General features: G+C 42.3%; 32 protein-coding genes, 1 tRNA gene and 1 pseudogene. 29 read left to right on the top strand and 5 right to left on the bottom strand.

What is annotated here, in order from left to right; translation table 11 throughout:
- Positions 1 to 113 precede the first annotated feature (113 nt).
- On the top strand, positions 114 to 875 hold the full coding sequence (locus SATMO3_RS29985) for a hypothetical protein (RefSeq protein ID WP_371375148.1): 762 nt from the start codon (positions 114 to 116) through the stop codon (positions 873 to 875).
- 64 nt (positions 876 to 939) lie between these two features.
- On the opposite strand, the gene SATMO3_RS29980 is transcribed toward SATMO3_RS29985, so the two are convergent.
- Positions 940 to 1281, bottom strand: a complete 342-nt coding sequence (locus SATMO3_RS29980) for a hypothetical protein (RefSeq protein WP_371375146.1) — start codon at positions 1279 to 1281, stop codon at positions 940 to 942.
- Between the two features lie 162 nt (positions 1282 to 1443).
- On the opposite strand from SATMO3_RS29980, the gene SATMO3_RS29975 reads away from it, so the two are divergent.
- The gene (locus tag SATMO3_RS29975) at positions 1444 to 2604 is read left to right on the top strand and encodes a DNA polymerase IV (protein ID WP_371375143.1); all 1161 of its coding nucleotides are present in this window, start codon (positions 1444 to 1446) and stop codon (positions 2602 to 2604) included.
- 4 nt (positions 2605 to 2608) lie between these two features.
- On the opposite strand, the gene SATMO3_RS29970 is transcribed toward SATMO3_RS29975, so the two are convergent.
- Complete coding sequence (locus SATMO3_RS29970) at positions 2609 to 2926, bottom strand: hypothetical protein (RefSeq protein ID WP_371375140.1); 318 nt, start codon at positions 2924 to 2926, stop codon at positions 2609 to 2611.
- A 74-nt stretch (positions 2927 to 3000) separates the two neighbouring features.
- On the opposite strand from SATMO3_RS29970, the gene SATMO3_RS29965 reads away from it, so the two are divergent.
- Positions 3001 to 4128 carry a M20/M25/M40 family metallo-hydrolase gene (locus SATMO3_RS29965; RefSeq protein WP_371375138.1) on the top strand — a complete coding sequence of 376 codons (1128 nt, stop codon included), beginning with the start codon at positions 3001 to 3003 and terminating at the stop codon, positions 4126 to 4128.
- Positions 4129 to 4291: 163 nt separating this feature from the next.
- Here the strand turns inward: SATMO3_RS29965 and SATMO3_RS29960 are convergent, their stop codons facing one another.
- Both SATMO3_RS29960 and SATMO3_RS29955 read right to left on the bottom strand, forming a co-directional pair.
- Complete coding sequence (locus tag SATMO3_RS29960) at positions 4292 to 5362, bottom strand: tetraprenyl-beta-curcumene synthase family protein (protein ID WP_371375135.1); 1071 nt, start codon at positions 5360 to 5362, stop codon at positions 4292 to 4294.
- Between the two features lie 10 nt (positions 5363 to 5372).
- Positions 5373 to 6887: an HD domain-containing protein gene (locus tag SATMO3_RS29955; protein ID WP_371375133.1), complete on the bottom strand. Its 1515-nt coding sequence runs from the start codon at positions 6885 to 6887 to the stop codon at positions 5373 to 5375.
- Between the two features lie 260 nt (positions 6888 to 7147).
- On the opposite strand from SATMO3_RS29955, the gene SATMO3_RS29950 reads away from it, so the two are divergent.
- From SATMO3_RS29950 to SATMO3_RS29895, 12 genes are all read left to right on the top strand, one after another.
- On the top strand, positions 7148 to 8695 hold the full coding sequence (locus SATMO3_RS29950; RefSeq protein WP_371375131.1) for an HD domain-containing protein: 1548 nt from the start codon (positions 7148 to 7150) through the stop codon (positions 8693 to 8695).
- A gap of 5 nt (positions 8696 to 8700) precedes the next feature.
- Positions 8701 to 10824 carry an RNA degradosome polyphosphate kinase gene (locus SATMO3_RS29945; protein WP_371375128.1) on the top strand — a complete coding sequence of 708 codons (2124 nt, stop codon included), beginning with the start codon at positions 8701 to 8703 and terminating at the stop codon, positions 10822 to 10824.
- Positions 10825 to 10910: 86 nt separating this feature from the next.
- Positions 10911 to 11201 (top strand): hypothetical protein, encoded by a 291-nt coding sequence (locus SATMO3_RS29940; RefSeq protein WP_371375125.1) that lies wholly within the window; start codon positions 10911 to 10913, stop codon positions 11199 to 11201.
- 449 nt (positions 11202 to 11650) lie between these two features.
- Entirely contained in the window at positions 11651 to 12262 is a 612-nt protein-coding gene (locus tag SATMO3_RS29935; protein ID WP_371375123.1) for a dienelactone hydrolase family protein, read from the top strand.
- 160 nt (positions 12263 to 12422) lie between these two features.
- On the top strand, positions 12423 to 12791 hold the full coding sequence (locus SATMO3_RS29930; RefSeq protein ID WP_371375121.1) for an HsmA family protein: 369 nt from the start codon (positions 12423 to 12425) through the stop codon (positions 12789 to 12791).
- Positions 12792 to 12928: 137 nt separating this feature from the next.
- A complete protein-coding gene (locus SATMO3_RS29925) occupies positions 12929 to 13462 on the top strand; it encodes a CBO0543 family protein (RefSeq protein WP_371375119.1) in 534 nt (177 codons plus the stop codon).
- A 257-nt stretch (positions 13463 to 13719) separates the two neighbouring features.
- Positions 13720 to 15414: a methyl-accepting chemotaxis protein gene (locus SATMO3_RS29920; protein ID WP_371375117.1), complete on the top strand. Its 1695-nt coding sequence runs from the start codon at positions 13720 to 13722 to the stop codon at positions 15412 to 15414.
- Between the two features lie 201 nt (positions 15415 to 15615).
- A complete protein-coding gene (locus tag SATMO3_RS29915; RefSeq protein ID WP_371375114.1) occupies positions 15616 to 16227 on the top strand; it encodes a GyrI-like domain-containing protein in 612 nt (203 codons plus the stop codon).
- A 303-nt stretch (positions 16228 to 16530) separates the two neighbouring features.
- Positions 16531 to 16609 (top strand) — tRNA-Arg (locus tag SATMO3_RS29910).
- A 173-nt stretch (positions 16610 to 16782) separates the two neighbouring features.
- A complete protein-coding gene (locus SATMO3_RS29905; RefSeq protein WP_371375112.1) occupies positions 16783 to 17694 on the top strand; it encodes a tyrosine-type recombinase/integrase in 912 nt (303 codons plus the stop codon).
- Between the two features lie 368 nt (positions 17695 to 18062).
- Positions 18063 to 18359, top strand: a complete 297-nt coding sequence (locus tag SATMO3_RS29900) for an HU family DNA-binding protein (protein ID WP_371375110.1) — start codon at positions 18063 to 18065, stop codon at positions 18357 to 18359.
- Entirely contained in the window at positions 18359 to 18763 is a 405-nt protein-coding gene (locus SATMO3_RS29895) for a hypothetical protein (RefSeq protein WP_371375108.1), read from the top strand. The genes SATMO3_RS29900 and SATMO3_RS29895 overlap by 1 nt, the downstream gene beginning before the upstream one ends.
- 220 nt (positions 18764 to 18983) lie before the next feature.
- On the opposite strand, the gene SATMO3_RS29890 is transcribed toward SATMO3_RS29895, so the two are convergent.
- Positions 18984 to 19172 (bottom strand): hypothetical protein, encoded by a 189-nt coding sequence (locus SATMO3_RS29890; RefSeq protein ID WP_371375106.1) that lies wholly within the window; start codon positions 19170 to 19172, stop codon positions 18984 to 18986.
- Between the two features lie 208 nt (positions 19173 to 19380).
- On the opposite strand from SATMO3_RS29890, the gene SATMO3_RS29885 reads away from it, so the two are divergent.
- The 14 genes and pseudogenes from SATMO3_RS29885 to SATMO3_RS29820 all read left to right on the top strand — a co-directional run bounded on the left by SATMO3_RS29885 (position 19381) and on the right by SATMO3_RS29820 (position 26368).
- Positions 19381 to 19785, top strand: coding sequence for a hypothetical protein (locus SATMO3_RS29885; protein WP_371375104.1), 405 nt, complete (start codon positions 19381 to 19383; stop codon positions 19783 to 19785).
- A gap of 188 nt (positions 19786 to 19973) precedes the next feature.
- Positions 19974 to 20072, top strand: a pseudogene (locus tag SATMO3_RS29880) (ParB N-terminal domain-containing protein); the annotation flags it as partial.
- Between the two features lie 27 nt (positions 20073 to 20099).
- Positions 20100 to 20561, top strand: coding sequence for a hypothetical protein (locus SATMO3_RS29875; RefSeq protein ID WP_371381833.1), 462 nt, complete (start codon positions 20100 to 20102; stop codon positions 20559 to 20561).
- Positions 20562 to 20962: 401 nt separating this feature from the next.
- Positions 20963 to 21148, top strand: a complete 186-nt coding sequence (locus tag SATMO3_RS29870) for a hypothetical protein (protein ID WP_371375101.1) — start codon at positions 20963 to 20965, stop codon at positions 21146 to 21148.
- 639 nt (positions 21149 to 21787) lie between these two features.
- Positions 21788 to 21961: a helix-turn-helix domain-containing protein gene (locus tag SATMO3_RS29865; RefSeq protein ID WP_371381820.1), complete on the top strand. Its 174-nt coding sequence runs from the start codon at positions 21788 to 21790 to the stop codon at positions 21959 to 21961.
- Between the two features lie 61 nt (positions 21962 to 22022).
- Positions 22023 to 22664 carry a hypothetical protein gene (locus SATMO3_RS29860; RefSeq protein ID WP_371375097.1) on the top strand — a complete coding sequence of 214 codons (642 nt, stop codon included), beginning with the start codon at positions 22023 to 22025 and terminating at the stop codon, positions 22662 to 22664.
- Positions 22664 to 22978: a hypothetical protein gene (locus tag SATMO3_RS29855; RefSeq protein WP_371375094.1), complete on the top strand. Its 315-nt coding sequence runs from the start codon at positions 22664 to 22666 to the stop codon at positions 22976 to 22978. The genes SATMO3_RS29860 and SATMO3_RS29855 overlap by 1 nt, the downstream gene beginning before the upstream one ends.
- A complete protein-coding gene (locus SATMO3_RS29850; RefSeq protein ID WP_371375092.1) occupies positions 22978 to 23124 on the top strand; it encodes a hypothetical protein in 147 nt (48 codons plus the stop codon). Before SATMO3_RS29855 ends, SATMO3_RS29850 begins: the two co-directional genes overlap by 1 nt.
- A gap of 34 nt (positions 23125 to 23158) precedes the next feature.
- Positions 23159 to 23329, top strand: a complete 171-nt coding sequence (locus tag SATMO3_RS29845; protein WP_371375090.1) for a hypothetical protein — start codon at positions 23159 to 23161, stop codon at positions 23327 to 23329.
- A complete protein-coding gene (locus tag SATMO3_RS29840) occupies positions 23329 to 23553 on the top strand; it encodes a hypothetical protein (RefSeq protein WP_371375087.1) in 225 nt (74 codons plus the stop codon). The genes SATMO3_RS29845 and SATMO3_RS29840 overlap by 1 nt, the downstream gene beginning before the upstream one ends.
- A gap of 41 nt (positions 23554 to 23594) precedes the next feature.
- On the top strand, positions 23595 to 23777 hold the full coding sequence (locus SATMO3_RS29835; RefSeq protein WP_371375085.1) for a helix-turn-helix domain-containing protein: 183 nt from the start codon (positions 23595 to 23597) through the stop codon (positions 23775 to 23777).
- Between the two features lie 20 nt (positions 23778 to 23797).
- On the top strand, positions 23798 to 24256 hold the full coding sequence (locus tag SATMO3_RS29830; protein ID WP_371375082.1) for a helix-turn-helix domain-containing protein: 459 nt from the start codon (positions 23798 to 23800) through the stop codon (positions 24254 to 24256).
- A 311-nt stretch (positions 24257 to 24567) separates the two neighbouring features.
- The gene (locus SATMO3_RS29825; protein ID WP_371375080.1) at positions 24568 to 24777 is read left to right on the top strand and encodes a hypothetical protein; all 210 of its coding nucleotides are present in this window, start codon (positions 24568 to 24570) and stop codon (positions 24775 to 24777) included.
- A 109-nt stretch (positions 24778 to 24886) separates the two neighbouring features.
- Positions 24887 to 26368, top strand: a complete 1482-nt coding sequence (locus SATMO3_RS29820; protein ID WP_371375077.1) for a phage tail tape measure protein — start codon at positions 24887 to 24889, stop codon at positions 26366 to 26368.
- Positions 26369 to 26409: the final 41 nt, after the last annotated feature.

Here is a 26409-nt window from a genome sequence, read left to right as displayed (position 1 = left end):
GTGATTAATGCTGGCTGCGGGCATAGTAATAGTACTGAATCTTTGCCGGCCGGCAGGAAAAAACGGGCGAACGTCATATACTTGCATAATATGTATATTATGGTGGTGTTATATTGAATAACGAGAACTTTTATGAAAAAGCGGTTCGCGACATATATGAGGCTATCGCACGCGAGAAAACGGTGAAAACCCTTACTGCTCGGCATAAGGAGAGCATTGAGGGCCGGACATCGACTCACGAGATTGATATCTTTTGGGAGTTTGCCGACGAAGACATTACCTATAAGACTGTGATTCAGGCCAGAGAGACGACAACGCTGGCCGCGTTGTTTGCCATGGTGAGAATAATCCGGGATATCCCCGGCCAAACAGTCGGGGTTATCATCACCCAGCCGGTGTACCAAAAAGATGTTAAAGATATGGCGGCCTCGGCCGGGATTATTCTTTATGAATTAATTCCGCCTGTAACCCAGGATGTGGTGGAACAGGTTGTGGACAATGTACGGATTAATGTTGACAAAGACTGGGTAAAGGCGGAGAAACAGCGGGTCGGGCTGGGTGATGAACCGGTGCAGGTCACCAATCAGCCCAAGTACGCCTTCCTCTATGATGAGCAAGGACGTTTACTTGATTCGGTGCAGGGTATCTTCGACAGCTATGGCAAGCAACGGGAGCTGGCTTTAGTCGGCCGGAAGCAATCCATCGTACATACCTTTGGCGCTCCGGTTTTTCTGCAGACAAATCACGAGTTGGTGCCTTTTGTAAAACTGACCAGTATCGATTTCGATCTGGAGCTTGTGAACGCCAATGAGCTGCCGGGGGAAGAAATGGTTGAGTATATCCTGGATAAGGTATTTCGTTTTTTTGGCGGCTAACAATTTGTTTGCCTTTTGCAAAGAAGAAAGTCCCTGCGCGTTGCCGGCAGGGACTTTCTCTATTTTAGTCAAACTTGGTTTCACCAAGCGGGAGATCAATAATTTTAGCCAAAGGATCGGACAATTGAATACTGAATAAAAACTGCTTTTTAGGCACATTGGGGCTGTCATTTCGATCCTGCCGTATATCAATAGAAGTTATGGGAAATTTGTCGCTGAGGTTAATCGACAGACTGCGGTCGGAATTTACAATCAGATGGTCAGAAATACTAAAAAGCTCAGTGACAGGTTTTTCGGTCTTATGAATGGATTCCGACCAAATAATAGGCTTGATCTGGGCTGATGCGGCCGGCGTAAGTGTGACCAGCAAGACCGTCATTAGGATGCTTATTTTTTGTTTCAGCACACAATACCTCCTCTTATCAACGATTACAGTGTAGCATATTACTGATAAAAGTTAAAGAGACTTTAGTCCTGATGCAGGACTTCCAACTTGCTTCGTTATTAAAGCGGGTGTATAATTAAGTGGGAACATATGTTCCGAATTTTGCTGCCGGAGGTAATAAACATGCAGCGCTGGATTATTCATGTGGATATGGATGCATTTTTTGCTGCTGTTGAGCAGCGAGATAATCCTGAGCTTCGTGGCCGGCCGGTAATCATCGGCGGCACCGGGGCCCGCGGAGTTGTTGCTACGGCCTCTTATGAAGCCCGTCAATTTGGCGTACATTCTGCCATGTCCTCGATAGAGGCCAGACGGCGTTGCCCCCAGGCCGTTTTTTTGCCGGCCAACCATGAAAAGTACAGCGGAGTTTCGCATAAAATAGTACAGATATTTTCCGAGTTTTCACCATTGGTTGAAACGTTATCCTTGGACGAGGCCTTTCTTGATGTTACCGGCATGGAAGGGTTATTCGCCGACCCGGTGGATATCGCCGTCAAAATTAAGGAACGTATCAAAGCTGAACTAAATCTCACGGCCTCTGCAGGGGTAGCGCCGAATAAGTTTTTGGCCAAATTAGCATCCGACATGAAAAAACCGGATGGCTTGGTGGTTATCCGTCCTGAAGAAGTAGGCGCTATCCTTAAAAATATACCGGTCACCCGACTCTGGGGAGTGGGGCAGGTTACAGCGAAAACACTCGGGCAATTGGGACTAAAAACAATTGGGGAAGTGGCTCAGTCTGAACCGGAACTGCTAGCAAAGCATTGCGGCCAACTGGGCTATGTAATTCACCAGTTGGCCAACGGTCAGGATGACCGCCCGGTAATGAATGAATGCCAGCCCAAATCCATTGGTAAAGAAATTACGTTTGCCAGTGATTTGTTCGGTCTGGAAGCACTGCAAACCGAATTATGGGCGTTGGTGGAAAAAGTCGGCTGGCGGCTAAGACGCCAGGGGTTAAGCGGCAAAACAATAACGGTAAAGATCCGTTTCGGTTCTTTCCGAACCATCACCCGCAGCCGGACGCTGCCTGTTGCCGCCAATCTGGACGAGACGATATACCGCACCGCAGCCGGCGCCCTGGCTGGCGTAACCCTGAATGAAGGTGTAAGACTATTGGGTGTAACTGTCAGCGGTCTGGAAACAGGTGAGGGGCAAATTTCGTTATTTGCCCAGAATGATGAGAAGATTTCAGCGGTAGCCGAGGCTATTGACAAGGTCAAAGAAAAATATGGCGAAGGTGCAGTTACCAGAGGCCGGTCGCTTTTGTCGCATTACCGCTGAACGTTTACAGGCGGGGGCGTCTTGCCAGCTCATGTTGAACCCGGTCAATGATTTGGCTTGGGTTGAGTCCCGTAATATTGAGCATAATAGTGGCAGGATGATCGGTTGTGGTATAATGATAATGGCCGATACTGATATCCGCATACTCGGTGTGAGCCGTAAGGCAGGCCTCGGTGGTCGGACGGTAACTGGTGTATAAGTAAATATCAGCTGCCTGGCCGGTGCTGGACTGGTATACGCCGTCCAGCACCCGAAAGCCGTGGGCGGCAAGTTCGCTCGCCAGTTTGGAATTTGGTTTGGCTAACGCAATGGTTTTAGGCATGTGAGCACCCCTCTTAGAAACAGTCTACTGTTAATATGACTGGGTGCATCAGTAAATATGTAGGGGGAATCGAAATGATTGACCGTAAACGGATGCTTGACGAATTTTATGAGCTTGTGCAGATCACCTGCTCAACCCGGGCTGAACGCCAGGCGGGAGATATCGTTAAGAAGAAACTGACCGACTTACATATGGAAGTGTCCGAAGACGATACCGGCAGCAAAATTGGCGGCAACTGTGGCAATATACTGGCCTTTATGCCTGGTAATACGGCGGGCGCGCCCCGGCTGCTCTTTACTGCTCATCTGGACTGTGTGGAACCCTGCAGTGGTATTCAGCCGGTGCTGAAAGACGGTGTTATTACTTCGGCCGGTGATACTATTCTCGGCGCCGATGACAAGTCGGGAGTTGTTGCTATTTTGGAGGCGCTGAGAACAGTTCAGGCGCAAAACCTGCCGCATGGTGATATACAAGCGGTCTTTACTGTAGCGGAAGAAGGCGGTCTTAACGGATCAAAAAACATCAATCCCGCACTGCTCAGGGCTGATTTTGGCTATGCACTGGATTCCAGCGGCTCTCCGGGGGAGATTATCAATATGGCGCCAGGCCAAAACAAGCTGGAAATTACTGTTAACGGGAAAAAGGCTCATGCCGGTGTTGCCCCGGAAGAAGGTATCAATGCTATAGTACTGGCCGGCAAGGCCTTGGCGGCGGTAAAAGACGGCCGTATTGATCCGGAAACAACGGCCAATATAGGTGTCATCCGCGGCGGTTCGGCTACCAATATTGTTCCTGACAAAGTTGAGATTCAAGCTGAGGCCCGCAGCCGTAACCCGGAAAAACTGGCTGCTCAGACTGAACATATGCGTACAGTCTTTGAAGAGACGGTCAAAGCCGCCGGCGGCAGCGCCGAGGTTAAAGTCTCCAAAGAGTATGATGCCTATGTTTTGCCGGAGACCGCACCGGTTGTGACACTGGCCAGTCAGGCAGCCGCGAGTATTGGCTTAAAGCCGGTTATTAAAGCTACCGGCGGCGGCAGCGACGCCAATTACTTTAACAGCTACGGCATACCAACGGTTGTACTCGGTACAGGCATGTCAAAAGTTCACACAACCGATGAGTTTATTAAGGAAGAGGATTTATATAACAGTGGTGAATTTACCCTGGCGATCATTAAGACTGCCGGACAGATAAAAAAATAATAGCAAAAAAATGAGATTGCTTCCTGTTGCCCAATGACGCTAGAGTGATTCTACTCAAAATCATTGCACGCAACGCTGGCAATCTTTTTTTATCCTTATAAAGGGTAAAATTGAAATCATTTGTTGATGGTGCCACCAATGCAAGGCGCCGGCCAGATATTATTTACAGTTTTCCTTTTTTGCGGAGTAACCGGCAGAGTCGGTACATCAGGCGGGGATATGGTCCGGATGCCTGCAGGAGGCTGTCCCGGACGGTGCGGGGAGCCGGCGGATCTGTTTTCGGGTCTGACAGGTACATTGCCAGCAGGCCGTCTATGACCGTCCGGGCGAAGGCGGCTTCCGGCAAGGCCACGGTTTGCTTGTGCGCCTGCTCATAAAAGTATAAGAGGCGCGAAAGCGTCTGCTCAGGATTGGCGTAATACGCTACAAAGTTTAAATCTCCGCCCAAAAGATCTTCGTTCTCATCGATGAAATAATCCAGCAGAATATGAAGACCATTAATCCAGGGGAAGTAAGCAGCGGCAATTTGGCTGACCATATGAGGGGTCAGCCCGGGATTATGCGCAGCGGCGCAGAGCATAAACATTCCTAATGTGGAACCGGTCGCAGCCGCAAATTCCCAGGGAGTAATGTCCGGATAGTCAGGTAAATGCTTGCTGATCCAGGTAAGCATTTTTTCCTCGCGTACCTTGGGGTCGAGATGCTTATAGGTCTGAAGTTCGCTATACAGACTTGCCTGCCGTATCAGTTCGGTCCTGACAAGGGGGTAGGCGGGCAGTTTACTCACTTCCTGGCGGCAGACAGAGACGAGAGAACTGAGATAGCCGCCATCATCCCGGAAAGGATAGGCTGCGTAATAATCGTCTTGCGGCCGGCCTGGGTCCAAGGCGTCGGTCATAGCCAGGTGTAGCTGGCGAAAGGCGGCTTCATCCGCGATGCCGGCCCGGTCACAGAGGTTATCAAGATAGTCGCTGATGGTTTGCAGTGCTACTACCAGCCGGACAAAATCAGACGTTGGCACACCTTTATACAGACTATAAATACTTCCGCCCTGACAATGAAATTTTTTAGAGCGGATGCTGGCCAGCGCCTGTTCAGTCAGCTCATTTGGCTCAAGGCCGGCGGCATAACGTTGCCAGCCGCCCAGTTCGGAGTCGACAAGCGGAAAAACCTGGCTTACGAAGCGGGTGAGCAGTGTGAGGCCTGAAGTAATAGTAACCAGAGACGAAACCATGAAAACCTCCTTAGTCAATAATCAGATCAAATCCCAGCTCTTTCTTAAACCATTTGCGGTGCTGAGCGGCAGCCTGGCGCTCGATACTTACCGGGTCATTGGTAATCAATTTCAGAGAGGCGTGACTGCCGGTAATGGTTGGTTCGACATCACGCACTAAGCCCAGCTGCGTTGTCTCCAGGCTTTCCGCCAATGCCAGCAGGAGTGCAAGTTTGCGGGCTGTTTGCCAGTTGTGCTGGTCAAGAAATTCACTATATATCTTGTTGCGTACGTATTTGGCCGACGGTCCGTTATGCCAGCCGGCAATTACGGCGACCAGCATCTGCTCCCGGTGAGTAAGACCAAACAGCCGGGCATTTTCCACAAGGTAGGCACTGTGCCGGGCATGATCGTAGTAGTTGATGGTAATGCCGATATCATGCAGCAAGGCGGCCACCCGGAGCAGCTTCCTGTCCCGGCTGGACAGCCGCAATATGGGCTGCCACTTGTCAAACATGGTCTCGGCCAGCTTGGCCACATGTTCGGCGTGCGCTTCATTGCCTTTGTAAAATAGCAGCATATTACGGGTGGAGTGTAATAAAATGTCAGGGATAATTTCCGACTGGATTTGCTTAGTCAGATAATACTCCATAAACATGCCTTCGCGGACGCCACAGCCGCTGATGATGATATTGGTTGCCTGTGATATTTCCAGCAGCGACTTGACAATAGTGGTTCCGGCGATAATAATATCGGCGCGCTCGCTGCTTAGGCCGGGATATTTACGTCTCTGGGCCAAACTTGTTTTGGTCAGCTCCCGCCATAATTCCTCGAATGCCATCGGACCACAGCGATAATTATGGACTTTGGGGAAGGGGTAGTTTTTAAACTTCTGATCCATTTTGGCAATATTGCGGGCGGTACCGCCCACGCCGACAATAGGCAGTCCCAACCGCTTCAGCCATGGCAGACGTTCCAGGCGGCTCATTATGTATTCGCGCATGCTAAATAACTGCGATTCACTGATTTTATCCTGAGAAGCAAACTTTTCCGTTAAGTTGACGGCGCCAAAAGGTATGCTAAATACTTCAGCCGGCTGGCGGTCTTTGATCAGGGTAACTTCGGTACTGCCGCCTCCCAAATCAAAAAGCAGCGCGTTTTCCACATCAATGGTATTGAGGATACCGATATAGCCAAAGCGGGCCTCGGCCTCACCGCTAATTATCTGGAGAGGAATACCGGTATGCTGATGTACCAGATCAATAAACTCCCGGCCATTTCTGGCATTACGTACGGCGGCGGTGGCTACTGCCAGTATCTTGTCCACTTTTACGATTTCACACATATGGGCAAATACTTTTAGTGTTCCGATCGCCCGCCACATGGAGTCACGCGTCAGTATACCCGTTTCCGACATGCCTTCACTCAGCCGTACTGATTCTTTTTGATTATAAACCAGATTATAAGCGCCATTATGGTAAATGTTCATCACGATTAGGCGGGCTGAGTTTGAACCCAGGTCAATGATTGCTACCCGTTCGGTCAAAGTAGTTTCAACTCCTAACTGCATCTACATAAAAGATATTATAACTTATTCGCCCTTAATAATGAAATTCATGCACATGTTCATGCCGATATAATTTTTTTATTTTATCTGGCAGGTGCGGGGTGAACGTTATAATTGTGTTAATTTACAGTTAATTTAGTATTAAGTAATAAAATTTTTACAGGATTTTTGGTTTCTAATGTCGAATTTATTTAATATATATTATATTGCATTACAATGCTCAGAGTAGGGGGTTCAGCATGGCCAGACATGCACCTGACAGGTTTGCCGCCATTCATGTCGGCTCAGAACAGATCGGTGTTCAGATTGTGGAATATACGAGTTTGGAAGATGTAAAGATTGTTGAACAGAGCTATCGTCAGGTAATGCTGGGCGAGGAGACGTTTAAAACTGGCCGGGTTAGTTTTGCCGCTGTCAGTGAGATTTGTGAACTGTTAAAAGGATACCGCCGTTTACTTTCTGAATACGGTGTGCGGGATTACCGCCTGGTAGCAACCACTGCCATCAGGGAAGCCCAGAATCAGCCGTATATTATTGATCAGATCAAGGTAAAGACAGGTTTTAGCGTGGAAGTTGTGGAAATGCCGCAGGAAATTTTCTATAAATATGTGTCGCTTGTTAAGACCGTTAATGATCGGGGCCTCTTAGACTCCTGTGACGGAATGCTGTTTGTCGATATCTCTTCCGGCGGACTCGGATTTACCCTTTATGAAAATGGCAATCTCAGATACCAGCAAAACATGCATATCGGAGCGCTGCGGATCAAAGAAAGCTTTGACAAGAACCAGCGGGATTCAGCTTACTTTCACCAGGCTTTATCCGAGTATATCAGCAGTACGATTGAACCGGTGGAGAAAGAAATGAGCCGGCATGACGTCGAGCGCCTGGTATTATCCGGGCCTGAGACCAAATTGCTGTTAAAAATGCTTGGCAAAGAACAAGCTAAGACTACATATGTCAGTTTGTCCGAGTTTAGCAGCCTCTATAAACAGGTTCGCTCTCTAAATCTGCCGCAAATTATAAAAACTTTTAATTTGAGTGAGCACAAGGCCGAGATTGTATTGCCGACCATCGTGCTGTATAGTCAGATACTTTCCCTGACAAATCCCAAGGAGATTCTTATTTTAAGCGATCAGTTCATCGACGGTGTGGTTATTAAACACATTGCCGAAAAAACAGGCCATCCCCATAATGAGCTGATTGAAAGTCAACTTGTCAGTCTATGCTGGGAACTTGGCAAGAAATATTACTATGATCCTACCCATGCGGCCGCTGTGGAAAAGTGGTCGTTATTACTATTTGATAAGATGGCCCGTATCCATGGGCTGGGTATCCGTCAGCGGCTGTTATTGAAACTGGCAGCTATTCTTCATGATATTGGTAAACATGTGAACCTGAGACGGCATTACTTTTATTCTTACCGGCTGATTATATCATCCGATTTCATGGGATTTTCCGAGGCGGAAAAACATATAATGGCCAATATCGCTTATTATCATTCCAAAGGGTCACCCTCTGACAACGATGCGAACTTTGCCTCTTTGACACCTGCGCAGAAAGTGACGGTATCTAAGTTGTCGGCCATCATCCGGCTGGCTGATGCGATGGACCGCAGCCACCGGCAAAAGGTAAAGCAGGCCGAGATTGCTTTACGGGGGGAAGAACTCGTTATCACGGTAACCAGTGATGAAGACATATCACTCGAGGGATGGACATTTGCAGATAAAGCTGACTTTTTTGAAGATGTATTTGGCATAAAAGCAACATTAATCAGACGGGCGGGGTGATGAGCGTGACTGAAGCCAAAAACTGTGACATACATGATAATCCTGAATATTTCTTTAACCGGGAACTGAGCTGGCTAAAATTTAACCGGCGCGTCCTGGGAGAAGCTGATGTAAAATACAAGCCCTTGCTGGAGCGGCTTAAGTTTGTGGCAATAACCAGCTCTAATCTGGATGAGTTTTTTATGATTCGCGTGGCCGGTCTCAAGCACCAACTGGACAGCGGTGTAAACAAGGTGGATGCCGCCGGGCTGTCGGTTCGGCAGCAATTGGTGTGTATTACAGAAGATGCTCATGAACTGGTCAAATTGGCCTACCGGTATTTAAAGAATATCTTGTCCGAACTGGACGCGGCCGGGGTGTGTTTTTGCGATATGACCAAGCTGAACGAGCGGGCGCAAGACTGGTTGGAAAACTTTTTTGACAATACTATATTTCCCGTTATAACGCCAATGGCGGTCGATGCCGGGCATCCATTTCCTTTTCTGGCCAACCGTACGCTGAACCTGGCTGTGCTGTTATGCCGGGAGCCGGGTGATGATCATGCCGCCGTTATTCAGGTTCCGGCCGTTTTACCGCGGATTGTGGAAGTTCCTGCCGACGGCGGTAAACGCCAGTTTGTCTTTCTGGAAGACATTATCAAGCATTACTGCGTTCATTTGTTTCACGGCTATACGATCAGAGATGTGGTTCCCTTTAGGATAACCAGGAACGCCGACCTGTCCATTGACGAAGAAGATGCCCAGGATTTGCTGGCCGAAGTGGAAAAATCACTTCGTCAGCGTAAACGCGGTCAGGCTGTACGGCTGGAGATTGGCAAGAACAGCAACCGATCACTGCGTCAACTGCTGGTGCATAATTTAAATATTGGTGAACAGGATGTTTATGAAATACCAGGACCGTTGGATGCAACCTGCTTTTTCCGGTTCAGCGACCTGCCTGGCCTGGACCATTTACGGTATACACCGATAAATTCCCAACCGCCGCGGGAACTTGCTGATACAAGCAACTTGTTTGATGCTATTCGCGAGCGGGATATTCTGCTGCATCACCCTTATGAATCGTTTCAGCCGGTTACCGAGTTTGTCCTTCAGGCGGCGATGGATCCCAAAGTACTGGCTATCAAGCAGACATTATACCGGGTCAGTGGCAATTCACCTATCGTAAGAGCGTTGGCCCAGGCTGCAGAGAATGGTAAGCAGGTTACGGTACTTGTCGAGTTAAAAGCCCGTTTTGACGAGGAGAACAATATTTTGTGGGCTAAACGGCTGGAGGAAGCCGGCTGCCACGTTATTTACGGTCTGGTTGGCCTTAAAACCCATGCTAAAATGATTTTGGTAGTCAGGCAGGAGCAGGATGGTATTAAACGCTATGTCCACATGGGCACAGGCAACTACAACGATGCGACCGCCAAAATGTATACGGATCTTGGCCTGTTTACCGCCAATGAGCAGTTTGGAGCCGATGCGTCAGCCTTTTTTAATGTGTTGTCAGGTTACTCTGACCCGCCTGTATGGAATAAAATTGTTGTTGCGCCGCTCGGCCTCCGGGAAAAAATCAAAGAGTTGATTGACAGGGAGATTGAATTTGCCAAGGCCGGCAGCGGCGGGCGGATTATCGCCAAGATGAATTCGCTTGTTGATAAGGATATTGTACTTAAATTATATGAAGCTTCCTGCCATGGCGTAAAAATTGATCTGATTATCAGGGGAATATGTGCCTTACGGCCAGGGGTGGCAGGTGTCAGCCAGACAATTACAGTGCGTAGTATTGTGGGCCGGTTTTTAGAACATCATCGCATCTTTTATTTTGGCAACGGCGGTGATGAGCGGATATTTTTATCCAGCGCCGACTGGATGCCGCGTAACCTTAATGAACGCGTGGAACTGTTTTTTCCTATTGAAGACGTAAGTCATATTGAACGGATTAAGGATATACTGGAAACTACCCTGGCGGATAACCAGAAAGCCTATGTCATGAAGAAAGACGGTACCTACCGCCGGGTGGATAAGCGGGGGAAAGCCGTCAATTCCCAAATGGCATTCTTTGTGGAGGCCCAGGCGGCCAATCCGGAGCCTGACAGTCCACTGGAACAACGTTTTAAGCCGATGTACCGGCGGGTTGCGGAATAACAAACAAGCCGGCAGGAATTCTTCGCCTGCCGGTATAATATTATAGGCAGTGGGTATAATTTGTTTCGAGAAAAGAGGCGAACATAATGGAAGAAAACTTTAAAGTAGCTGTTCAATATAAGGGACAGTGCGGTTATATCGAATATGACCAGGCAGATAAAGCTGTGAAAGTGATGTTTGACGATGCGGCAGCTCGCCAGATTATTGAAACCTATCTGGCATCTGAGCATGTAATCCGGGTAGCCGGAGAAGGGCTGCTGGATTTTAAGGATGTAACCGTCCGGCCTGCTGAGAGTGTTGAGAATCTAAAAATTGCACTTACCCGTATTTGGGGTAAAACAGGTGTCCATGTTGATTGGAGCCGTCCGGTAGCGTGACTTTATGTCACGCTTTACTTTTTGTCCTGTTAGAAAGTATAGCTTTACGGCTGAATAATAGGTCTGCGTCAGTTGCCGCTTTCGCCAAAGGCTCAACTCAAACCGTGTTTTCTTTAACCGGCAGGCAGCACTTTTCCACAGAATGATTTTTTATCCACAATTTTATCCACAAAACGCCTTAAAATGTGGATAACTCTGTGAACGGTGTGGGGAAAATGTGCCTGGGTGGGGATAAATAATGAAAAAACCAGTGTTTTGATGTGGATAACTTAAAAATCTGGTTTGTGGATAACGGTAATGGTTAGATATTACCCCAAGCTTGACAGTAGCCTGTGGATATGTTATATCAATTTACGATATTTTGCAAAGATTAAACACAGGCCAAACTATTGATTGAGATAAGTGCTAATGCTATAATTCGGTAACAAAATGACAATTGGGTGTTCGATATGATAAAGTATGGTAATAGCTCGGATACAGCCGTGATTATACTTCATGAGATATACGGGATTAACCGGCATATTGAGCAGGTGTGCAAATGGTTTGCAGACTATGGCTTTGACAGCGTAGCTCCTGACTTGTTAACAGGCCGGGAAGCTTTTGCCTATTCCCAGGAAAAACAGGCCTATGATTATTTTAAAGATTGCATAGGTTTTGACAATGCATTCAGCCAGGCTGAAGAATTTCTTGCCCAAGTCCGGCCCCAATACCGGCATGTTTTTGTTTTAGGGTACAGTATCGGTGCCACTGTGGCCTGGCGGTGCAGCGGAACCGGGTTATGTGATGCCATTATCGGTTTATACGGGTCAAGAATCCGGGATTATCTTTTTGTACAGCCAAAATGTCCGGTTCTCTTGTTATTTCCCGCCAGAGAGCCGTCTTTCTCTGTGGATAATCTGATTTTTCATGTAAGCAAGGTAGCGCAGGTCAGGGTGATCGCGCTGGAAGGCGAACATGGTTTTGCGGATCCATTCTCAGCGAAATATAACAAACTATCGACAGCGCAAGCCTGTTCAGAAATCGAACACTTTATTACAAAATGTAGACACAAAGATAGATGAGTCCGCCCAATATATGGCGGGCAGTTATTTCTTGAGCCCGTGCATGTTATATATTTCAAACGCTATTGGAGGAAATAAGAGCAAGCTCTTGGAATTAGAGTAGAAAGCGGTATTTGTACATGCTCATACTAAGCAACCTCGGGAATGGGAGGACAAAGTAGTGCTGATTATCGCCATTAGTTTTATTAGCACGGCAGGTTTATTTTATACGTTGGCTGTATTGGCAGAAAAAGCGCAAAATACGTTAAAACGCTGGCATGTTGCTGCTTTCTGGGCTGGTTTGGTATTTGACAGTATCGGTACTGCGGCAATGCGCGAAATTGCCGGGAGATTTCAGGCCGACTTTCATGGCTTAACCGGGCTATTGGCAATATTGCTTATGTTTACGCACACTATTTGGGCAACTTGGGTATTGCAGTCAGATAATAACTATCTAAAAGCTAATTTCCACAAGTTTAGTATTTTCGTCTGGTTGATTTGGTTGATACCAATGGTCTCAGGACTCCTATTTAGTACCGCCAAATTTTAAGCATATTTTCCGCCGGCAAGTCATATTATTAATAAAGCCATATTTTTCAGTCATAACCCCGCCAGTGCTACATGGCGGGGTTATTGAATTAGAAAGAGTGAGTAGGGGGAAAATACTAATAAAGAGAGGTATGCAATGTGGAAGTCTTGATTTTTCGGGTTTGCATGGTACTGTTTTTTTTACTTGCCATAGTAAAATGGGGTGATTGGAAAAATTGGCGTCTGTTTTATCCGACCGTCCTATTTGTCATGGTAGTAAATTTGGCGGCAAGTTTTTTGACCTATCATCATATCCTCTGGAATTATAACCCTGATTTTATAGTAAAAACCCAAACTGCCGTAGAGCTAGTCAATAGCTTTGTTATGCTGCCGGCTACTACTTTTGTCTATCTTTCGCAATTTCAAAGAATTGGTACTAGGCTTTACCAATATGGGTATATTGCTCTGTGGGTAGTATTTTATTCCTGCCTGGAGTTTATTGATCACTTCCTGGTAGGCGGAATCTCGTATAAGAACGGCTGGTCGTGGGCGACCTCTGCAATGTTTGATATTGCCATGTTTTCAATAATACGGATACACTATTTGAATCCGCTGGCGGCATGGGTTCTTAGCTTTATGCTGACAGCTGTCATTATTACCGTATTTAACTTTATGTCCGGTGAGTTTAAATAAACCTGAATAATAGCATTTTTACTCTTTTTTCCTATCTACAGCTGCTGTTGCGTAACAGGTTGCAGTCACGGAAAAGAGGATTCGGGATTGTACACTTTTATTGAGTAGATATATCGCGCCATCTTCTTTACTAGCGGCAGATTTAGAACACCTCCAGCCAAGGGTACACTTGGCAATGCAAATTTTATAAATGGTTTACTATTATGTATAAATATGGTAAACTAGACTTTATTTGCAGCAATCAAGGAGGTCTTTTCATGACAAGTAGACGTATTCCAATTCTAGCTCAAATTATTGCAGCATTAGGCATCCCCATTTTAGTTTTCTTTTCTTTACTGGGCTTTTTTGTATTTACGACAACAAGCCTGTCCGAAAGTTTTATTGGAGCATTTACACATACGACCACAAGAACAATAAATATGAAAACAGCTCAAGACGAGTTTCACAGAAGTATATCCGACTTAAGAGGCTTCGTAGCATATGGCAATCCCGAGTATGAAAAAAGTTCCAGAGAGCATCTGAGTAAAAGTATTGAAATTATAGACACCTGGGTATTAGCTACAAAGTCCGCAACAATTAAATCAGAAGCGCAGGGGTTGGCACAATTACTTAATGAATACACGCAGGCTTCTGACAAAATATTAAAGGCGAAAAGGGAAAATGACCCTAACTTCAGTGCTATAGTGTTAGAAGGGCGGACCTTGACAACCAAAATAGACGCTGATTTTGATAAGATATTTTCATTGCAGGATGAAAGCCTAAAGAATAACATTGGCTTGGTAGTAAAAAAAGCCGAGGATGCTAATACGCTAAGCCTTACGGTAGGAATATTGCTGGGGGCGGTGATAGCGGCTCTTGCTGTCTGGTATGGCCGGAATTTAGCAAATAGGTTACATGCTTTAAACAGCCTGCTGGCGGATGTCGGGAAACTGGATTTAACCAAAGAAGATGTTGTTGTTACGAGAAATGATGAACTTGCAGATATGGCTAACACAGTTTTTGGTCTCAAGAAAGAGCTTAGAAATGTTGTGGTACGCATAAAAGAAAACGCCAGTCAGGTTGCTGTGTCTTCTGAGCAATTAACTGCCGTGGCCGAACAGTCGGCCCAGGCTGCTAATCAGGTAGCAACTACAATTACAGAAGTAGCAGAAGGTGTAGAGCAGCAATCTAATTCTATAGACACAGCCGCCAAAGCAATAGAGCATGTCTCCGCCGGTATTCAACAGCTTGTCACAAATAACGCAGTAGTAACTAATTCCGCAATTAATGCCGCTCATACGACAAAGCAGGGGCTGGGGGCGGTCGATGTCGCTGTCAATCAAATGAGTAATATTGAGAGAACCGTGAATACTTCTGCCGAAGCTGTTATTAAACTGGGTGATCGTTCCAAAGAAATAGGCCAGATTGTGGATACAATATCCGGAATTGCAGGCCAAACCAACCTCCTTGCCTTAAATGCGGCAATAGAGGCTGCAAGAGCGGGGGAACAAGGCCGGGGCTTTGCGGTAGTGGCCGAAGAGGTAAGAAGACTGGCTGAACAGTCTCAGGATGCAGCGAAACAGATAGCTGATTTGATAAATGAAATTCAGTCCGACACTGATAAAGCGGTCGTTGGCATAAATGAAGGAACAAAAGAAGTCAAGGTAGGCACCGAGGTTGTTACTACCGCGGGACAAGCTTTCAGGCAAATTGCCTCACTTATTGAGGAATTGTCCGTTAAAGGTCAGGAGATTGACCTGGCAATCCAAAAAGTGCAGGATGACAGTCAAAAAATAGTTTTGGCAATAAATGAAATCGACAAAGTGAGTAAGAACAGCGCAGGACAAGCACAGACCGTATCTGCCGCTACAGAGGAACAATCTGCATCTATAGAAGAGATTGCAGCCAGTAGCCAAGGTTTGGCCAAGATGTCATCTGCGTTGCAGGTTGCCATCGAGAAGTTCAGGATTTAACCTGACAAATATATATGAAATAAATGGCTGGGTGTGCCCAGCCATTTATTATTCGAGAGCTATAAAAATCTACAGGAAAATAAAGGGAATATCGGCGGGGATATGGAATACAGCTTGGCAGTAGGATGAACTATAAGACATTGGTCAGCTTAACGCAAACAACACCTGAGAACTAATAGCATAATGAAAGGAGAAATGTTTATGGAAAAAATTGATTATAAGAAAGAGTTAAAAGCACTATATGCAGCGTCGGCCAGAAACCCTTCAATAGTAACAGTTGAACCTATGCAGTATCTAATGATTGACGGTAGCGGAAATCCCAACAATTCCATAGAATTTCAAAACGCAGTTGCAGCTTTGTTTAGCGTATCTTATACATTAAAGTTTATGATCAAGAACATATCAGGGGTTAATTTTGGGGTAATGCCGCTGGAAGGATTATGGTGGTGTGATGATATGAACCATTTTAACATTGATAATAAAGATAACTGGAAATGGACACTGCTGATAATGCAGCCAAAGTATGTTACTGCGGAATTATTAACTGATGCTACAGCAAAAGTTAATCAGGACAAAGCCTTACCAGCGCTGGACAGCATACGTTTTGGCATTTATCATGAAGGGCTGGCTGCACAGGTCTTACATGTCGGCCCATTTTCAGAAGAAGGGCCTACTGTCGCACATTTGCATTCTTTTATTAATGAGCATGGTTATCAAATCAGAGGAAAGCATCATGAGATTTACCTAAGTGATGTCAGACGTGGTGACCCAAAAAAGTGGAAGACAATTATCAGGCAGCCAATTAGTGTATAGATTGAGACAACCGGCAGGAGTAAGCTAGCTTCAATAATGAGTATTACGGGGAAATAGAAGCAAGCTACTGGGTTATAAAAAGTTCCAGTACCTTACAATTGACAGGCTATACCTAAGATGTTATACTAAATTTTGCATCTCAATCAGCCCCATAACTGTCAGTATGCTGATTTTAAAGTGTGATTTGCATTCCAGGCAATTCCTATTTGTGTTTGAAAGTTGATTTCTTAGGTCAGATAGAGTATTATAAAGCAGATAGGGAAAGTGGCTTAAGCATAGTTAATACCAAGAATTTAAAAACATGCGTCCGTAGCTCAGGTGGATAGAGCGGTGGTTTCCTAAACCGCGTCTTGCGGGGGTTCGAGTCCCTCCGGGCGCACCATAAGAGCATAACCTTAGATAATACAAGGGTTTAAGACTAGATGAATCATTCGATTTGTCTAGTCTTTTCTTATGGTGGAGCATAGGTTTCTTTCCTACACATAATCCAATGGTATTTCAATTGTATAAATCAACAGTAAATCACATGAATATGCAGAAGCTGGCACATAAGTAATGGACTTAAGAACAGCCAAACGAATCTTCTTGACAGCGAAGGAAGCACAAGGTGTAACCAAGAGTACATACCGTACCTATTCCAGCGAGATAACCAAGTTTTTCGATTATCTAGTCGAGAGAAACATTTTTGATGTCGCAGAAATAACTGCAGATGTTATCCGCGAGTTTCTTAATTCGCTCAAGGCAAAAGGACTACGGAATATTACGATTCATAGGCATTGGGCAGAGATCAAAAACATTATACTCTTTTTGTATCGCGAAGATTATATTTCAAAGAATCCAATAAAGAACGTAAAACCGCCAAAAGCAGAGCAGAAGAAAATGAGGACATTCACTGGACAAGAGATCAGTAAATTACTGAATAGCTTTGACAAAAGTGATTTCTTTGGAATGCGAAACTACTGCATAATGGCAACATTCTTTTCAACAGGTATTCGCAAGATGGAACTATTGAACCTCAGAACCGCAGACTTAAATATAACTAATGATTTATTAAGGATTGAGTTTGGCAAGGGCAACAAGGAAAGGTATGTTCCAATAGGGAAGACTCTGAGGCGCATCTTCATGCAATATCTTAAGATGCGCGAGGAATACTTAGGGGATGAAACATGCCAGTATTTATTCCCAAGTAGAGCAAAAAGAAAAATGACAAATAGCGGTGTAGATATTATGTTTCAGAAACTTAAGAAGGAACTAAAGCTAACAGGTGAGAAGGTTAGTAGCCATACGTGGCGACACACCTTTGCGAAAAATTACCTGCTTAATGGTGGCGATGTGTTCAGTCTGCAGAAGATCATGGGTCATGCTGATTTGGATACTACAAGGAACTACTTAAGTCTAAACACAGAAGAGATTAAACTGCAGCACGCTAGGTATAATCCGTTAGATAACAAGGATTGGTTGTATTGATGATATAACAAAAGAAACTACTTTAGCCACTCACATGATTACTCTTGGTAGTCTGTGAGTGACTTTTATGTTTATATTAAAAAATTATTGAAACTATGACAATATTTTACTATAATGGATTTAACCGAGGGGGGATTTTATGCTATCAAGAGGAAGTCCGTTTTTTATTAGCAATTTACTGATAGCAAGAATCTTAACCATGGTTACAAATTTTATTTCTAAAGTATACACAAGATATGGATTAGGTCAGACATAAAATGTCTGACCTTTTTATTTTGTGTATAAGATGGGGGGGGGATTCTATAGTTACAAGATGATGATACTTTCTATTAATAACAAGCCAATTAGAAGAAAGGATTGATGCTAACATGACCAAACTAGAGATAGTAGATGAAATTGCTTATCGCACTGAATCAACTAAAGTAGCCGCAGAGAAATTCTATAGTACTTTGCTTGAGATTGTTACTGAAGAATTAGCTATAGGTAATGATGTTATATTCAAAGGATTCGGTACATTTTCTGTAGTAGATGCGCCTGAGAGAACCGCCAGGAATCCCCAGAATGGTCAAAGTGTAACTGTAGAAGCTAAGAGAAAACCGAAGTTTAAGGCATCGAAGGTACTCAAGAAAGCGGTGTGTGAGAAAAATAAAAGGAGGAAAAAATAATGATTATAGTTAAATGGAAGGATCACGAGTTAAAGGATGATTCTGCTGAATTTGGAAGTATGCGTAAAGCCCAAAAATTTATTACTGAATATATTTGTACTCAACCAATAATACTTAACTCCATAAGAGTTGTTGACGATGGAACTGAATATTATTTTAAATACAAATTTGATGAAAGTCAGTTATCTAAGAAGAAACAAATATTACTATTATGGCAAGATCACGAAGGTAAGGATAACTCTGCGCCTTTCAAAACCATGGAGCAAGCATATGAATTTGTTTATAAGATTCTCTTAAGTAAGCCTGTTATTTGGAACTCGATAAGAATTATTGAATCAATAATTGATTACCGAGTAAACGGCGAACTATCTCCAATTACAAAAGAAATCTGTGAAGAAAAATAGAACTAAAAGAATATTATCCATCTACTCTTTCAGCGTATTGTGTAAGATTATTCGTATAAAAAGATTGTAGGCAGGCTTAATGGAAAACTTATTCAGGTCAATTCTTTGGCCTGATTTTCTTTTTGGCTATAAAATAGACATATATACTTTTACAGCAGATAAATACTCATGATAACTAAATAATCATGACAATAACACACAGTAATAATGAAAAAATAATTTATTTAGGTTTCCATTCAAGAGTGTAGCCTAAAATATCTAGAATTTTTTCAACATCATAATACTTCAAGCTATCGCGGGTTAGCTTATTATGCAAAGCTCTACCTGACCAATTTAACCGTGATGCTAGTTCTTCGAGAGTCATATTTTTATTTTCTAGTAAGGGTTTAATACGTTCTTTTATTGTCATATTCACTTACCACCTTTTGTAAATATTTACGAGAATATAATACCACGAAAACGTGTGATATGTGTAGTATTTTTGTGAAATCGGAACATAAATAACATAAAACATTCAATAAGAAGAATTATCCAATTTGTTACACACGAAAACGTGTGATACTATTTAAATAATCAAAACACACGAAAACGTGTGATGTAAAGAGGAGAGGTTGTTAATGATTAAATTAATTTGGCTGGATTGGGATAATAATAAAGACGGTGCAGAGTTTGCAACTATGGAAGAAACAAAGCAATTCATTAGTGAGTATTTAGCGACTCAGCCTTTAGTAATGGACTCGATAAAAATCATAGATGGTGCCAATGTTCAAACGATAGATTTTATTAGTAATAACAAAACTAACTATAATGGGAAAACTATCCTCACATGGCTAAATAAAGATGTTGAAAGCGACATGGCAATATTTGATAGTTACTCAGATACCATTGATTTTATTAAGGAATATATATGGACGGAACCTGTTGTTTATAATTCGATTAAACTAATGGCAGTAGCAGCAGACCATAACCATAGTTATTCTTTGGTTGACGGAGGTATCACTAATGCAAATAATACTTTATAAGGATAGCGTTACCTTTGATGTAATAGAATCTTTCGTAATGGAAGGTAGGATATACACAACGAAACGCCATTTGCCAAAAATACTGGAGAGATATCCAGATGCAAAAATTAAGGAGATTAGCAACTAAATAGTTATTTGATTAAACCTAGGTTATATCATGACCTAGGTTTTTTCTCTTCCACCTCATCATGGGACACCGTAGATTCCTCGCTTGTAAATCCCTTGGTTGGCAAGAGATTCCCTGTGTTGTCATAGAATGTACTCCTGAAGATACCAATTGGTTCATGCTTTCGGAGAATCTACAGAGGGAAGACTTGACGGATAGTGAAAAGGGTGAAGCTGTAGAAAACATGCGACAGACTGTCGCACCTGAAGAACTATCCAACAGGGAGATCGCAAGAAGACTTGGGGTAGATGAAATATCAATAAGACGCTGGAGAAAAGCTGCAGGTTATCCTGAAGAAGTCAAGCAGATGATAAAATCTCAAGAACTTACTGATTATGCTGTTAGTCCCATCGCTGACCTTGATACCACCCAGGAACAAATAAAAACTGCAGAATACATCAGAGACAATGGACTAAACTACCGTCAAGCTAAAGATACCGTAGAAGTAATTAAAGAACTACCAGAACAACCCATAGTAAATACTAAAGAACAATCACAAGAAACTTTCGACCAATTTATTGAAGATAACCGAGACAATATATATCAGGTGATCGAAAGTCCCCCTGTGACAACTACTATAGATGAATCGAAAGAACTAGAAGATGAGTAAAGAGGACTATAGTAGTCATATGATTGCTATAGTTTTTTTGTTTCTATAGTTTTTTTGTTTCTATAGATTAACATATGGTGACTATAGTGGTCTTTAGGTTAAGTACTATAAGTATTAACCTTTATTTATATTGAATAGGTTTTAAACTCGCTGTGGCGAGTTCGCCCTTTAGGGCGATATTAAAGGGTATTACTATAAGAATTACTATTTGCATTGCTTTGTTATGATTGTCTTTGCCTTGTTAAGCGTAAATATCCTTAGTATAAGATATAGATAGTAAAAAAGCTCAAAGTCAATAACGGTAAGGCTTTTAGGGAATCTTGAACGGGTAGATTTACCCCTTCAAAACAGGTAAAAGTACCCTTTTAAAATCACCCAATGATACCAAAAGGAGGAACCTAATGATAATACCTTCTAAAGATTATCCTAAGTGTCCTCAGTATTCTAAAGAACAATGTAAGCTCAACTATATTAGATGCGAAGGTGGTTCTAAGGCCAGCGAACATAATGAATCTATCGATGAACGTGTGCCAGCGATAGGATTTCATGTGATGAGTGACGATGATTTATACGAAGACGATGAATAAAGTGTCTAGAAACTTAAGTTAAAGTGACTTATGTTGAAAGTTTAATTCAATAAAATGAAACGACAGGCAACGTGAGAATTGCAAACTCACGTAAAACTACAGTACTCCTCCTGTAGATGCCTGAGTTAGAGAAACTTAGGAGTAACTAAAGTGCAACTTTTGGTTAATTAAAGACATTATAGGTGGAACATGAATAAAGGTTGACTTTTGGCAATATAATCCCACTATATATAGAAATGAATTTTATGAAGACGAGAAATAGAATTGTCTAAAAACTTAAGTTAGTCCGACTTATATGTAAATATTAGAAGCTTAACATAACCTTTATTGAGAGTGCATATTTTGTTTAAATAAAGTGACTTATATTGAGTAATTTGATATAGGTTCACCACAAATCTTTAGTGAACGGTTTGATTCAAAAACTGCACAAGACAACTACATACTTTATTGAGGATATCTAAAGATATTCGACAATAACATTAAACATGGTAGTTGCTTATAGATTCACCATATACTTTAGTAAGACAGGAGTTTCCTCCAGCAATCTAGTGACCTTTTGGTCATTGGGTTGCTGTTTTATTTTTACCCTATATGACACATTTGTGAAAGGTGGTGATTATTATTAAACGCAGAATTGGGATGATGGTTAGACGCACCCAAAAAGGCATGTCAATTAAGCAAGTCGCAGAACTATGTGGAATTACTCGTTCATATCTTTCAAAAATTGAGTGCGGTCATTTTGAGCCTTCCTGGGACGTTTGGCTTAAAATCGCTAAAGTATTAGAGTGCCAGGTTCAGGATTTAAAACAATAGTCAATCATCTTGGTGCCAATAGTGCCAGGATGGAAATAAAAAAATAAAGGATGATGTAGGAATGAAAATGTTTAACAGAATTAACGAAATCGCCACAAGGAAGGACTACTACCATAATCGGCAGGTTAGGCCAAAAGGCAGCATTCGAACAATGGATATAGCTTGCTGTCTATGTGGTAAAACCCTAGACGAAACAAAAGGGGCTAGTCACTTCTACACGGCAGATAATGAAGTCAGGTTTATTGATACTAAATGCATGAAACAATTTGAGAAGGAATGGACTGTTATAGAGATGATTGACTACAGGCCTGATTTAATTACTGGCCTAGCTGGAGCAGCAACATGTAAATTTGCTGATGGGTCTATTCGTGATGTATCACTAAAAGAACAATGGGCAAATGGGGTAGAAGTTCCAAAGGTATTCTTTGACTCTCTTAAGACCTTTACAGTAGCGTATTGGGCAGAAGAGCAGCGAAAAGAATGTGTGTCTGTCGAGATTGTAGATACTTATGATAAGCAATGTATCACAGCGACTTTTGCAGATGGGAGAGTATGTGAAATCAACTTTAGATTAAGCCAGCGGGGGATTATCTATAATACTTCTGATACTGACAAGATACATGTTGATGATATTCGCAGGATCAACGAGAAGTTAAAGGATAGTGGTATTTTTAACCATAGAGTTATTGGAGGTCATAACTAATGAACGTAATTAATGTACGGCTGATTAAACCTGTAAATTGCCCTGAGTGGTTTTTAACAATAGCTAACATCACACTTTCTGATGACGAGGACTCATTTATAATTCGTGACATTGTTTTAACAAAAGGTATTGGCGATGAATACGCCTTAAAGTATCCGAAACATAAATGTAGGGAAGAACGAAAACCGGCGAAAAACTTCTATAGCGTTTGCTTTCCTTCTGGGAAATCGTTCCATTATAAAATTTTGAACGCTATTGTAGCAGCTTATGAAGTAGAACAAAAGAAACCAAAGTTAATTAAGGCGGTGATCTAATGAAAGTTAAAAAGATATATGGAGTAACTGACCAGAATACAATACTCAAAGCAGAGCTTGAGAAATTTCAACGGTCTGTATTAGGGTTGATTGAACAATTTAAAAAGGATATGTTAGCGAAACTTGATGCGAAAAGGGAGTCCTGATAAAGGACTCTCTCTTTATTTAAGGAGGAATCAAATGTTTAATGTAATGAAAGAACTAAGGAAATGCTTAAGGAACTATATAAAACTTAAGTATGAAACAGAACTTAAGCTATTAGGTGTATATAAGACACTCGAAGAAGTACCAGAGGATATTAAACAGTTATATCGTAAGGCTGGAATTAATATTGATGAGGTGAAAAACTAATGGAATCAATCGAAGATACAATAGGAGAAATATTCAAGGTCGATCCTAAGTTAGCAATCTGTATAATGCAATTGACAGCGAATGCAATGCTTCTTGTGTATGGTTCTGATAATGTCCTAACACAGACAGCAATAAATGACCAATATCGAAGAATTAAAGATATTCTTAGAGATATCGATGATAATTGCATTTACTATGTAGCTAAAGACGAGAGTGGGCGTTAGCCCACTCTTTTATTTTTACCTATAAATTCAATTTTTATTGAATGGAGGTTTTTATCATGGGGAAGAAACTAAAGGTTATTCGTCAACAGAAGGGACTCATGCAGAGGTACGTTAGTCAGAAACTAGGGATTCACAACTCATATCTTTGCAAGATAGAAAACGGTACAGTCAGACCAACAGCAGAAATTATAAACAAACTCTATGAATTATATGAAATCGCATAACAAACAAAGGAATGATGCAAATGAAATATAACCATATTTGCTCAAGATGTGGAGCCGAATTCAGCAGGGATAACGACAAAGCAAAACAATGTCCTCACTGTGAATCAATATGGATTTTAATATCTTACTATGATGGTGACATAGGTATCAACATTAAGGAATATGAACAGATCAAGGTTAATGCTGAATTCGGCCACAAGGTAAAACTACAGTGTCCAGACTGCAGTAATACTATAGAGTCCTTTGGTCATATCGAAGGTACATTTTGCTGTGAATGTGGTGGGATGCCATTAAAGTTAGTAATAGAGAAACAACAGGAACTACTCAAGAAATACCGCAAGAAGAACAAACTCAGTCAAAAACTAATGGCTTGGAAACTGAATATATCGCAGAACTACTACAGCGATATCGAGCGTGGTAAGCGTCCAATACCTGCAGAAATAACACAATGGATTAATAAAAATATCGCTGTAAATTAATACAAAGGTTATCTATCGAGTAAGGGTAATTTGCGATAAATAGAACCAGTAATATCAAGGCTTTAGAGTATACGAAATTCAAGGGAGGTAGTCACTATAGCAACACGTAAGAAGTCTACAGAAACACCAAAAGAACCAATAATATTTACATACGAGTTAGGCGACCTGGCCCCTTCACAATTATTCATATGTTGGATAGGTGGAATACATAAGGTTAACTATCGACTTGAACAAAAGTATCTTGAATATATGCAGCAGTTAGGATGTCAGGTACAAAAACAGGAACCGACAATTCGATTAGGGGGATTATAATGGCAATCATAATTGATTCATATGAATCCGATATAGAAGAACAAAGGAAATATATTGAATATCTTAAAGAAACTCAGGAATGGTCACTAGTTGAACTTGAGTCGCTACGATTGGAAGCACTTCAGGACGAATATAAATTACTGCAGACAAATGAAAAGGAACTGGAGATTTATCTAAAGCAAACAGGTGATGTAGCAAGAGAGGTTTAATAATAGACCATACTTGGGCCTATGGTGAAATCTGTAGGTTTTTTCTTAGACACTTGTAGGGGTTTTGATTTTTAAATGCCCTTATCTAAATAATGGAGGCTGATAGTTAATGGATGAATATAAAAAGATAAACATAGATATACAAGTCCAAGGTAATGCAGAAGATAAATACAGGACTATAACACAGCAGTTGAAAGCGTTGAATCTTGAGAGAGATCGTTTGATTCAATCTAGAGACAAAGGTGATATTACTGCAGTCAAATATGAAGAACGCGTTGTAGCTCTTAAACAACAAGAGATTACACTGCAGAAACAACTGTCTGAACTTGAGTCGCTATCTGCGAGAAACCGTGATAATGCACTGCAGGAAGAATCAAGGCAAAGACAGGCGATTGCTAAAGCTGAACTTAAGGCAATCCAAGAGAGAAATGAAGCTCTTGCTAAAGAGAAAACCAGACAACAAACTGGTGATCCAGCTTTAGAAAGACGGCAGTTAGCGAATGCTGAACGCATAAGGCAAGCACAGGGGCAGTCGTATTATAATGGTTTGTTTGGGGTAAATTCTTATACTCAACAACTGTCGAACATAAGAAAAGAACAAGAGTTATTACATAAACAATGGATAGACAGTGGTAAGACTTTAGATAACTATAGATCAAAAATGAAAGCTCTTGATGATAAATATAGTGTAACTCAAGCTCAGATAAAGGATTTCAATAAAACTGTAGGGTTATCAACAAAAAACGTAGGGTTATTAAATAGTACTTTAGATAGTATGCAGCATCATGCTAAATGGTTTGCTGGAAGTATGGCTTTATTTGCGGTTCTGGGTATACCTTATGCTGTATTCAGTGATTTGAAGGAACTTGAGAAACAATTCAATGCATTACAAACGGTATTACCCGAGATGCATAAGAGCCAGGTTGCATATAATGAAGTTGTTAAAGATGCCTTCAGCATTGCTCAGAGATACGGTGAAGAGATCGAAGGAGTTAACAAGAGTATTCAACTATGGGGCAGAGGATATAAAGATGTACAGGAGGCAATGAAGCTAACAGAAGTTAGTACTAAGTTGGCTGTAGCAGATAACTTTGATGCTGAGACTGCCAACAGAACTATTGAGGGGTTAATTAGTAGCTATCGACAGCAAGCGCAAGCGGTACTCTTTGCTACACATACTACGGATGCTTTAACTAACGTTAGCCACAATGCCCAGGCGTCAGCAAAAGACTTAGCAGAGAGCCTTATGAGAAGTGCATCAGCAGCAAATACAGTAGGTATCTCTTTTGATGAACTTGTAGCTCTAAACGCAACTATAATTCGTTCTACTGGACTTACCGGAGCAACGGTGGGGCAAGGGGTAAAAAGTATAGTTAATAGTATCCACCAGAGCAAAGCGATTGAGGAATTTGAGAAACTTGGGATATCTGTGTATGAAGTAGGGGAAAACGGCGAGAAGTCCTTTAAGAAAATCACTGACTTACTTTTAGAACTATCGATTAAAGCTCCAGCAACAGGAAAGAGCATGGAAGAGGCATTTAGAGATATAGCTGGCGGTAAACAAGAACTTGCCGCATATAATCCCTTCTGATTGACTTGGAAACCCAGAGGTGGGCAACAGGGCGCAAGCGT

The organism is Sporomusa aerivorans (genome assembly GCF_041428895.1).
GTDB lineage: Bacteria > Bacillota > Negativicutes > Sporomusales > Sporomusaceae > Sporomusa > Sporomusa aerivorans.
This window is presented reverse-complemented; position numbering and strand designations above follow the sequence as displayed.